General features: G+C 38.2%; 10 protein-coding genes. 1 reads left to right on the top strand and 9 read right to left on the bottom strand.

What is annotated here, in order from left to right; genetic code table 11:
* The first annotated feature begins 211 nt into the window (after nt 1-211).
* Entirely contained in the window at nt 212-646 is a 435-nt protein-coding gene (locus tag FFR48_RS20770) for a cobalamin biosynthesis protein (RefSeq protein WP_096567051.1), read from the top strand.
* Nucleotides 647-732: 86 nt separating this feature from the next.
* Here FFR48_RS20770 and FFR48_RS20765 read toward each other — a convergent pair whose 3' ends face one another.
* The 9 genes from FFR48_RS20765 to FFR48_RS20730 form a co-directional block, all read right to left on the bottom strand.
* Nucleotides 733-1,086, bottom strand: coding sequence for a phage holin family protein (locus tag FFR48_RS20765; protein WP_096567052.1), 354 nt, complete (start codon nt 1,084-1,086; stop codon nt 733-735).
* A 116-nt stretch (nt 1,087-1,202) separates the two neighbouring features.
* A complete protein-coding gene (locus tag FFR48_RS20760) occupies nt 1,203-2,036 on the bottom strand; it encodes a peptidoglycan-binding protein (RefSeq protein WP_137668682.1) in 834 nt (277 codons plus the stop codon).
* 133 nt (nt 2,037-2,169) lie between these two features.
* Nucleotides 2,170-3,444: a M16 family metallopeptidase gene (locus tag FFR48_RS20755; protein ID WP_096567057.1), complete on the bottom strand. Its 1,275-nt coding sequence runs from the start codon at nt 3,442-3,444 to the stop codon at nt 2,170-2,172.
* Nucleotides 3,445-3,599: 155 nt separating this feature from the next.
* On the bottom strand, nt 3,600-4,841 hold the full coding sequence (locus FFR48_RS20750) for a M16 family metallopeptidase (RefSeq protein ID WP_137668683.1): 1,242 nt from the start codon (nt 4,839-4,841) through the stop codon (nt 3,600-3,602).
* Nucleotides 4,842-5,121: 280 nt separating this feature from the next.
* A complete protein-coding gene (locus FFR48_RS20745; RefSeq protein WP_137668681.1) occupies nt 5,122-7,002 on the bottom strand; it encodes an ABC transporter ATP-binding protein in 1,881 nt (626 codons plus the stop codon).
* 54 nt (nt 7,003-7,056) lie between these two features.
* Entirely contained in the window at nt 7,057-7,200 is a 144-nt protein-coding gene (locus tag FFR48_RS29055; RefSeq protein WP_201277657.1) for a hypothetical protein, read from the bottom strand.
* Between the two features lie 18 nt (nt 7,201-7,218).
* Nucleotides 7,219-9,384, bottom strand: coding sequence for a tetratricopeptide repeat protein (locus FFR48_RS20740; RefSeq protein ID WP_137668680.1), 2,166 nt, complete (start codon nt 9,382-9,384; stop codon nt 7,219-7,221).
* A 246-nt stretch (nt 9,385-9,630) separates the two neighbouring features.
* Complete coding sequence (gene psb34 / locus FFR48_RS20735) at nt 9,631-9,810, bottom strand: photosystem II assembly protein Psb34 (protein WP_137668679.1); 180 nt, start codon at nt 9,808-9,810, stop codon at nt 9,631-9,633.
* Nucleotides 9,811-10,054: 244 nt separating this feature from the next.
* A complete protein-coding gene (locus FFR48_RS20730) occupies nt 10,055-10,504 on the bottom strand; it encodes an SRPBCC family protein (protein WP_096567069.1) in 450 nt (149 codons plus the stop codon).
* Nucleotides 10,505-10,657: the final 153 nt, after the last annotated feature.

The raw sequence follows: 10,657 nt of genomic DNA, 5'->3' as shown, positions 1-10,657 counted from the left end.
GAAAAAGTGTGCATTTTTTGGGATTTCAAGAGATGGCAAAGAAATTTTCAAATCTTCTCCTGACTCCTGACTCCTGACTCCTGACTCCTATGCCCTCACGGAAAGACTTTCTCAGCAACCCCTAAATTAATTTCTTTCTTCCTTTGCGCGAAACCTGAATCAAGATGTAGTTCATTTACCTGAAAATAGCTGTAAGTTCGGGTGATTATTTATGATTACCGCATCTGTGCAACAACTAGTAAACTCCTTATGGGTGGGTATGGGTTGTCAAAAAGGAATTTCTTCCGAGTTAATTGATATAGCAATTGAGAGAACTTTTCAAACATATCAGCTTGCTTATACCGATCTTGCGGGTATTGCCAGCATTGATATTAAAGCTTCAGAATTGGGTGTAAGAGAATTTTGCCGAATACATAATTTACCTCTCAAAACCTTCACCGCAGAAGTCTTAGCTGGTGTCAGTGTTCCCAACCCTGGGAAAATAATTACAGAAACAGTAGGAACACCGAGTGTAGCAGAAGCAGCAGCTATTTTAGCAGCATCTCATAATACTTCAGCAGTGAGTTTATTAGTTCCCAAGCAAATTTTCCGTTTACCAGGGGAAGTGGGAGCAGTGACTATAGCAGTTGCAGGATGTAGAGTGTAGAGTAAAAATTAACTTTTTTGCTGACTTTGTATTACTGTCACCTGTCACCTGTCACCTGCCTGTCACCTAAATGTCTTCTGCCTTCTTCAATCTACTACTCTCAGTACATAATTAATAATACTGGAAACAATTGCCAGTACAATAGAGCCGAGAAAAGCAGGTATAAAACCCTGAATTTCAAAACCTGAACCGGGAGTGATAGCACTTGCTAACCACAGAGTTAAAGCATTGATGACAAAGGTAAATAAACCAAAAGTAATCAGGGTAATGGGAAATGCTAACAAACTCAAAATTGGGCGAATGATGGCATTTACCAACCCGATGATAATAGCAGCACCCAAGGCCGCTACAAAAGTCTTGATAATGAAACCTGGTACAATTTGAGATGTTACCAATAATGCTAACGCTGTACCCAGCCAAGTTAATAAAAAGTGTTTCATTTCATCCAATTTTGGATTTTAGATTTTAGATTTTGGATTTTGGATTTTGGATTTTAGATTGATTCTACAGTTGATATCCTCAAACTCAATGCAGCTATTGTGAATTTTTAATTTTTTCAACGTTGCTTGGGTAGTCGCCGCACGAAAGCTTCCCAAGTAGCTGCACCAACCACGCCATCTGGTTGTAACCCATAACGAACTTGAGCAGCTTTGACTGCTGCTTCAGTTCCAGCACCAAAGTCTCCATCTATACCACCTTTGAAAAATCCCAAGGTTTGTAGTAGTCTTTGTAATTTGGTTACTTCCGAGCCTGTGTTGCCTAAACGCAAAATAGGCCATCCGGCTGTAGTATATTGAATCTTAGGATTTCGCTGATTGGGCGGAGTCGGCTGAAAGCTGGTGTTAGGCTTATTTTGGGCAGTTGTCGTTGGTTTGGGAGGATTCGGTTTTGGTACAACTGTGGCGTTATTAACCCTAGTGTTTCTATTGGGTTGAGCAGGAACTCTCAAATTATTACTCAAATTATTACTGGTGGTTGTTGGGACAACAGATGGCAAGGTATTGGCAGCAACGGTTGATACATTAGGGAAAAGTCTTTGCCAAGTAAGAGTATCTACAATACCATCTGGATTTAAGCCCGCTGCTTGTTTAAACCGAGAAACAGCCCTAGCTGTACCTTCTTGATAAACGCCATCTACTGCACCTGTATAAAAGCCTAACAGTGTCAGTGCTGCTTGCAGTTCTGAGACTCGTTCACCTTGACTACCTATTTGCAAAGTAGGGCGGTTGATGTTACCTACTGTACTGACTTGGGCAATTTCTACAGGTGCTGCTATTGATACTCTAGCAGAGGAGGCAAACAGTAAAGGTGTAACGGAAAATAAAAGTAAGTAATAAGACTGTTTTTGTCTTGAGTAGTGGTAAATACTCTTTATCAAGTGATATTTCATATCATCTACCTGGGATATTCTTATGCTCATCTTACAGTTTTTGATAGCAGGAGTCAGGAGTCAGTAGGAGAATTAAAGACATTTTTTCATTTCTGTCCGCCCAGAAAAGTGTAAGGTTTTTGACTGATGACTGTTAACTGATAACTGATTTAATTGCTTCTTCTTGACCAACTAAAGACACAAAAGGTTCCTGTAAATAACTATTAGCTGCTGTCATTGCTAACTTAGGACTGACTTTGTTGATGAGTTCAGGAAATTCATGGTCAAATTCTATTCCTAAACCTAGAATTTCATACCAACCGTATATTTGAGCAATTTGTCCGTTAGTTTGTTTACCGAGGGCATACTGTCCCAAGATTTTATTTTTAGCTGTTTGTAGTTCCTCCGCAGATAGTTCTGTATTACACAGTCTTTCTACTTCTTGGCGCAATCCTGCGAGAGCTATACTGGTATTTTCTGGTGCTGTCCCCATATACACTATAAATGAGGCGGGAAACAGGCGTGTAGAGTAAATAGCAGAGACTTCATAGGCTAAACCTCTTTTTTCTCGTAATTCCACAAATAAGCGGCTAGAAAGCCCATTTCCCAGGTATGTAGCTAACAATTTGAGAGCGGGGTATCCAGGGGCGCTGACTGATGGACCCATATAACCCAACATCACAATTGACTGTTGTGTATTTAAAGGTTTGAGACAAGATTTTGGTGTAACAGAAATAGCGGGTAAATCTAGTATATGCCGTGGTTGCTCTGGTGGTTGCCAATCACCAAAAACTTTTGTGACTAATTCTTGTGCTGCTTCTGGTGTAATGCGTCCAGCAATACTAATTACTATGTTATCTGGACGAAAATGAACTTGGTGAAATTCTGCTAAGTCTGAACTATTGATACTACTAAGAGTGGTTTCTGTACCTAAAACCGACCGAGAATAAGGGTGTTCTTGGTACATTGCTTGTCGCATTTGTTCAAAAGCGAGGTTAAAAGGTTGCTCTTTTTGGGAGCGAATGTCTTGCAGTGCTAACCGTTTTTCTAGTTCGATTTGATTTTTGGGAAATGTGGGCGATCGCAATAACAAACCAGACAATGCTAAAATTTCTGCAAAATCAGCAGTTACTGTTTTCAACGACAGCAAAAAATAATCAGTACCTGCATCTATACTTAAACTCGCACCCACAGACTCGACTTTTTCAGCAATTTCTAAGCTAGATAAACCATCACAACCTTTTGTCATCACTGCTGATAACAAATGTGCTAAACCTGCTGTTTCTACTTTTTCATAACAGCTACCAGCACGGACAAAAATTCTCCCCGCAATAATATCCGCTGCTGGGTTTTCTGCTACCAATAAAACAATGCCATTCGGTAATACGGTGCGATAGATAGAAGTCTGAGAATTATTTATATTTTGCATTCTTGCTTTTAACAGGTTAATGATGGAAGGAGGCAGGAGGCAGGAGGCAGAAGGCAGGAGGCAGGAAGCAGGAGGTAGGGGAAGCAGGGGAAGCAGGGGAAGCATGGGAAGATGAATAACCCAATGCCCAATGCCCAATGCCCCATGCCCAGTCACTAATATGGCTTGAGAATAGTAACTGCGTAATTTTGCGGTGAAAGATAATTTTGTGCTAATTTTTGCAGTTCTTGAGTATCAAAGGACTGAATTTGCTGTGGGTAGGTAACGGCTAGTTCAGCTTGGGCTATTGTATTATAGTAACCATAAAGAGATGTTAACTGATTTGGTGTTTCCGTTGCAAAGGCATAATCATTACAAAGTGATATTTGCGTGCGCTTCAGTTCTTGCTCGCTAATACCTGTTGTTTGCAAATGGTGTAAATGCTCCTGAATTAAATTCTCTACTCTATCCAGATATTCTGGTTCTAACCAAGCGGTAATTGTCAATAAACTTGACTCTTGTTGTAGGGAAAAATTACTGCAAATTGCTTGTACCAGTTGTTTATCTTCTCGTAAGTCATGCACTAACCGGGAAGTTCTTCCTTGTGCTAATAATACTGATAGCAAATCTAAACCATTTGCATCTTTGAGTTGTTCTACTCCTGGTGCTACCCAAGCCATAATTAACCGCGCTTGCTCTAGGCGTGGTAATATTAACTCCTGTTTTTGAATGCCTGTAATTATTGGTGGTGCTATTTTCTCAGATACAGGAAAATTTGCGTCATCACTAAATTCTGTAAATGTTCTATTGACAATTTCCCAAGCTCTTTCCTGTTCCACTCCCCCTACAACTACTACTGTCATGTTTTCTGGTTGGTAGTGGGAACGATGAAAACACCGCATCGCTTCTGGTGAATGCTGCATTAAATCATGCTCAGTACCTAATATAGAACGTCCATAAGGGTGGTTTTGATAGACGTTTTTCAGTAGTGCTTCAAATCCTATGGCATCAGGATCATCTGCACAAGCACGAATTTCTTCTAATACTACATCTCGTTCCCGAATAAATTCATCTGCGGAAATTGCTGCATTTAGCAATAGTTCGCCTAATTGGGGTAAGGTGTCTGCTAGGTAAGGGGTAGCTGTAGCTAGGTAGTAATGTGCATAATCATGGCTCGTTGCTGCATTACTTACACCACCCATTTTTTCAATGTTATAATCAAATTCCCCTGGTGCTAAGGTGGCTGTACCTTTAAATATCATGTGTTCCAAAAAGTGCGCCATGCCAAACCACGGTTCTGGTTCTAAGTTTGCTCCCGCACGCACCCAAACATCTGCCACTACTACAGGGGTAGCGGGTATCTCCTGATGAATAAATGTCAAACCGTTGTCTAGGCGCAAAACCGAGGCTGGAAACACTGTGTTAGGTATTTTGTTAAGTATGTAGTTTGTCAATTTTTTGTAGGTTCAATCACTATTTGACCTATTTTGGCCATTTTAACTCTAAATTTTATTTGTTTTTGTATCAAGGTATACAGATTTTTTTGCTATTAGCTAAATTGCAGACGGTGATTGGTGATTGGTGATTGGTGATTGGTGATTGGTGATTGGTGATTGGGAACGGGAGTTATTAATTTTGACTTTTGACTTTTGACTTTTGACTTTTGACTTGATACCTCCCCATTTCCCCCGACGTTCTTTAATTTAAATCGCGGTTTTTCATGCGTTCAGGACTACCTGTAGGGATAGCAGCAATTAATTTTTGTGTATATTCTTCTTTTGGTTGACGATAAATACTTTCTGCTGTACCTGATTCAACTATTTTACCTTGATTCATGACTAAAATGCGATCGCTCATAAATTTGACCACACTTAAATCATGGGAAATAAAAATATAAGTCAATTGAAATTCTTGTTGCAGTTCTTTTAACAAGTTCAAAACTTGCGCTTGTACGGAAACATCCAAAGCGGAAACTGATTCATCGCAAATAATAAACTTGGGATTTAAAGCTAAAGAACGAGCAATACAAATGCGTTGACGTTGACCACCAGAAAATTGATGGGGGTAGCGTTTCATATCATCAGCACTTAATCCCACTCTTTCTAAAAGTTCTGCTGCTCTTGCTTTTCTTTGTTGTTTGGTTTCTCCCACAGAATGAATTAATAAAGGTTCCATAATCGCTTCCCCAATTTTCATTCTTGGGTCAAGAGAACTAAAGGGATTTTGAAACACTATTTGCATTTTACGTCTTAATTTCTGTAGCCTTTCTCCTTGGAGATAAGTGATATTTTGCCCATCAAAAATAATTTTACCAGCCATTGGTTGAATCAATCTTAATAAGGTTCTACCTAAAGTAGTTTTACCACAACCTGATTCTCCTACCAATCCCAAAGTTTCTCCTGGATAAACTGCAAAGGAAACGCCATTTACCGCTAAATGATAACGTTTTGTGCCTCCAAAAACTCCCCGAATCGGAAACCCAACTTTCAGATTATCAATTTGTAAAAGTGGTTTTTGTGTGATGAGATTTTCTAATCTTGTGTTAATTTCTTCTTTAGTAACTTCTGGTGGTTGTGCTGGCTCTTTGGCTTGAATTATAACTTGACCGTTGGCATTTTCCTCAACAATCATGTAATCAGAAACAGTCAACAATTTTTGAGGACGACGGTTAAGAGTCGGACGACAAGCGACTAAACCTTTAGTATATGGATGTTGAGGATAAGTAAATATTTGTGAGGCTGAACCATATTCAACAATTTTACCTTTATACATTACTGCAACTTGATCAGCAATTTCAGAAATTAAGCCCAAATCATGACTAATAAAAATCATCCCCATGTCGCGGCTTTGTTGTAATTCTCGCATCAAATCAATAATTGTTGCTTGTACCGTTACATCTAAAGCTGTAGTCGGTTCATCAGCAATTAACAGTGATGGATTACAAGAAATTGCCATTGCAATCATTACCCTTTGTAACTGACCTCCAGAAAGTTCATGAGGGAAACGTTCTAACATTGCTGCTTTATGTTCCTTCACTAATTGCGCTAACTGAAAATCACTGTGTAGAGGTGTTTTTGGGTGAGTTAAATGCCAATTATCAAGATATTGCTGTTGTATTTTCTCATCACTAGGTAAAAGTTTAACTTCTTGTAAACCTGCGATCGCAATTCTTTTGGCTTCAGTTATACTAACTTTTTGATGTCGCATAATTGCTTCTGTTAGCTGAAAACCAATGTTATAAACTGGGTTTAAAGAACTCATGGGTTCTTGGAAAATCATCGCCATATCTCCACCCCGGTAAAGCTGCATTTCTTCAGCAGGTAAAGCTAATAAATCCAGAGGTTTAGCATTTTCCTGGGGACGAAACAAAATCTCTCCCCCACTCACCTTACCGGGATATTGCAACAAACCCATAATTGCCAGTGCTGTCACCGATTTACCACTTCCAGACTCTCCCACTATTCCTAGAGTCTCACCACGACGTAAATTAAAGCTGATATCATCCACAGCTTTAATCTGACTACCATCACCGGAAAATTCAACTTGTAGATTGCGAACCTCTAGAAAAGTCTCTCTCATAAGTCTGGGTTAGTAATTAATGAGGGAATAGGGAACAGAGTATAAAAGACTATTTTATATCAAGTCCGTTGAAATAGTGATCATATCTGTGAGGTTTGGTAATGGGTAATGGGTAATGGGTAATGGGTAATGGGTAATGGGTAATGGGTAATGGGTAATGGGTAATGGGTAATGGGTAATGGGTAATATTATTCCCAATCACCAATCACCAATCACCTATAACTTAGGTAAAATATCTGGAATCAAATTACCGGGAACTTTAGATAAAGCCAAATTTTGACCTTGGATACCTAACTCATTATGAAAAGTGCGAATTATTTTGACTATATGGTTGAAAGTTGTGTGATAACCTTCTGTGTTTTTTACCAATCTGCCCAAAGCTTGTACATGATTATCTAAAGATGCTTCTAAATGCTGAGAAATAATTTTTTTATCACCCTTGAAAGATGGATCTGTAACTAATTGATAATGGGCTAAAGCCAAGTTATTCTGTGTTGCCAAAACATCAAAACTGAAATTAATCTGATTTAGAGAATTAGCCAGTGTGAGAGTTTCTTCATAAGTCTTGATGCACAATTGTAGGAAATTTTGGCGAATGTCCTTAGTTACTTGTGGTAAATTTGCTATATGCCAATAAGCAGTAGCTAGATTATTCTTGGTAGCAGCACAAGCAGCAGGAATATTATTTGGTGTCCGATATTTCAAAGCTTCCCGGTAAAAATCAACTGCTAATTGTAAATTTTCCAATGGTGTTTCATATTGAGATAAATTCCAATAAGCAGTACCGATGTTATTTTGAATCATACCATATTTAATTGGTTCATCTTCAGGTTGATAGTGAGCAAGTGCGAAATTATAAGCTGCGATCGCTTTTTTGAGATGTTCCACAGGATCACTATATTGTCCTAAATGCCAGTATGCAGTCCCCAAGTTATTTTGGCAAGCAGCATATTTTAAAGGATCAATTTCTTCGGTGCGGTAGCGCAGTGCTTCATTGTAAGCTTTAACTGCTTCCTGCCAATTTTCCACCGGGTTAGAAAACCTTGTTAAATCACCATAAGCTGTGGCTAAATTATTTTGTACACGGGCATAAATTTCCGGTTGACTATCAGGTGTAATCAGTTTGATGGCTAACTGATAAAATTCTATTCCCTGCTGGATATAAGTTTTTGCTTCTTCACTACTTCCTGGTGTGCGGTGCAACATCCAATATAGTGTTCCCAAATCATTTAAAGTATCTGGAAGTTGGGGTGAAGTATCATCATAGCTAACAGCTTCCTGATAGGCAATAATAGCTACCATCAAGTTTTCTAAACTTGACTGTCCCTGTTCAATACGTAACCGATATAACGTTCCTAATTTGTGATAAGCTACTGCGAGTTCTTCCCCAGAAGCTTGCTGAATTTTTAATTTTTCAATTTCCCAAAGTAGTTGTTTTGGTTGTAAGTTTTCCTCTACATCTTCAGCAAGATTCGGATTTAGTGATTCTTTGAATAGTGAAATCAATTCACCACTAATATGCAAGAAAGATGAAAGCTCAGGTATAATATCTTCCTTGGTAGATGTTGTCGATGATGGCTGTGATTCATATTCTATACTTACAGAAGTATCTTCAAAAAAATCATCATCTTCAGTAAAATTAAATTCTTCAATAGCCTTGTTAATCTCCTCTTGTGAGGTGATTGATTTATCAACAACTGATTTTTCTAGATTGCCTAAATCAACACTTCGCAAACTAGAGAAATTTTCTGGATAACTGCGATTTTCTAACGTTGGTGTTGGTTCTCCAGTAAATATAAATACACCAGTTCGACATTGCCAAAATTTCGGTGCTGATTGCTGAATAGCATACAACCAAGGACGAGGAACCCAAAACAATAAACTAGATTCTAAAAATGAACTGGTTTCTTGGTTAGCAAAATACTGTTCACTTAATCGAAGATAGTGCAGAAACAAACGCTGTACCGCTACTGATTGTTTCGTCAGCAGTTCCACACCTACAATCTGAAATGCTGGTATTGGTAAAGGACGGCCAGGACTGTCTTTTGATTCCCCAACCACAGGAGGGGGATAATTAGCTAACCATTGATTTATCTGCGCTATGGGATTGGGATCATTTAAATTAAGTCGCAATGTGACTAATCGTGGATAAGCTGGAGTGCTAATTCCCTCTGTCTCTACTGGGTGATATAACACTTGCCCGACCGGATAAGCCAAGGTAGAATGCAACCGAGTAGCTACTTGATTTCTCAAGTGTAAGTCATCACATACGGCAAAAAATATTTGTCGTCGCAAACCTATACTCAGAGCAAATTTTAGGCGTTGATATACTTGCCGATTCAAGGTAAAAATATCTGTAGTTAAAGTTTCATTCACGCTCATAGTGGCTACAACAGCCTAAATACAATATACATAACTGATTGAAAAATCTCCTTAATTCTGATTTCAGGTAAATGTATTTTTTTCAGGATGAATCAAGTTTTCCAGGTTTAATCACAATAGACGTATATATTTATACTTAACTTCTCTTTGATCTTAGCAAAAAATAAAAAAAATCAGGTTACTCCTGAGATGGAAACCTGAAAATCTGAAAACATTAAATTTTATTAAATTATTTTGCTTTTGTTTTTAGTTGACATTGGACACGGTAAAGGCGACAAAAATTAAACCACCTACCAAAAGAGCAGCAGCAATTCCTAAAATAATATAATTGCGCTTTTGTCCATCCGTAGGTGGTTCTGCTTGATAAACCTTGGGTTCTTGGGCAAAATTATTGAGAAGACCGCCTTCTTCGTTGGTATAGGGCATGAAGTTGTTCCTTGTTATCTTCTTTTATTTAATGTGCATTCATTATATAGCAACTAGATTTGATTTGTAATAACTGTAAAATAGGAAATAGATATATCCCCAACTTATGAAAAAAGCTGAAGATATAGATATTAAGCTTTTTAAAGTTCAGTTACTTCTCCAGAGCCAAAAGTTGATACAAAGTTTTACAAATTGCTATAAAAATTAACACAACTATCCCTAAATCTGGATAATTGATTAGCAGCTATTGTGACTCACATTCCCGTTTCGTAATAAAATGCCGATAACGAAACATCGCTTCTAACTGCAATTGAATTAACCAACCACTGACAAATTCCACTCCATCACCACCAGGCATAGAATAAGAAATATTATCAGTTAATCTAGTCTTTCCATCTTCTGCTGTAAACTCATGACGATGCACCCAAGACTCAAAAGGTCCCGATATTTGTACATCAGTAAACAACCGATATTGTTCAAAATCTGTATGACGCGCTAACCAAGTTAAAGGTAAAAGTCCAATAAATAATTTAAACTCAGTTATTGCACCCTCATCAAGTCCCCCTTCTCGACGCAATACCTGTACAGGTTGCCAAGGTGGGGTAAGTAGCTGTAAAATATCTTGTCTTTCATGGAATTTCCAAACTACTTCGACAGGTGCGTTAATAATAGAAGAATGAGTAAAGTACAGCATGAAACGAAAAACCTTCACTTTAACCTTTAATTAGGGTTTGCTGAATAAACCTAAAACCTTGATATATCAAAGGTTAGAGGCTGATAAACACAGAAATTAGTGCAAGGGTTTTGAAGGGTATACCGGAAAAAGTGTGCATTTTTTGGGATTTCA

This window comes from Sphaerospermopsis reniformis, assembly GCF_005402885.1.
Classification (GTDB): domain Bacteria; phylum Cyanobacteriota; class Cyanobacteriia; order Cyanobacteriales; family Nostocaceae; genus Sphaerospermopsis; species Sphaerospermopsis kisseleviana.
This window is presented reverse-complemented; position numbering and strand designations above follow the sequence as displayed.

Excerpts from the sequence above, each read along its gene's own strand:
- psb34 (WP_137668679.1), bottom strand. The coding sequence starts at position 9,810 with ATGCCCTATACCAACGAAGAAGGCGGTCTTCTCAATAATTTTGCCCAA.
- FFR48_RS20755 (WP_096567057.1), bottom strand. The coding sequence starts at position 3,444 with ATGCAAAATATAAATAATTCTCAGACTTCTATCTATCGCACCGTATTA.
- FFR48_RS20760 (WP_137668682.1), bottom strand. The coding sequence starts at position 2,036 with ATGAAATATCACTTGATAAAGAGTATTTACCACTACTCAAGACAAAAA.
- FFR48_RS20730 (WP_096567069.1), bottom strand. The coding sequence starts at position 10,504 with ATGCTGTACTTTACTCATTCTTCTATTATTAACGCACCTGTCGAAGTA.
- FFR48_RS20745 (WP_137668681.1), bottom strand. The coding sequence starts at position 7,002 with ATGAGAGAGACTTTTCTAGAGGTTCGCAATCTACAAGTTGAATTTTCC.
- FFR48_RS20740 (WP_137668680.1), bottom strand. The coding sequence starts at position 9,384 with ATGAGCGTGAATGAAACTTTAACTACAGATATTTTTACCTTGAATCGG.
- FFR48_RS20765 (WP_096567052.1), bottom strand. The coding sequence starts at position 1,086 with ATGAAACACTTTTTATTAACTTGGCTGGGTACAGCGTTAGCATTATTG.
- FFR48_RS20770 (WP_096567051.1), top strand. The coding sequence starts at position 212 with ATGATTACCGCATCTGTGCAACAACTAGTAAACTCCTTATGGGTGGGT.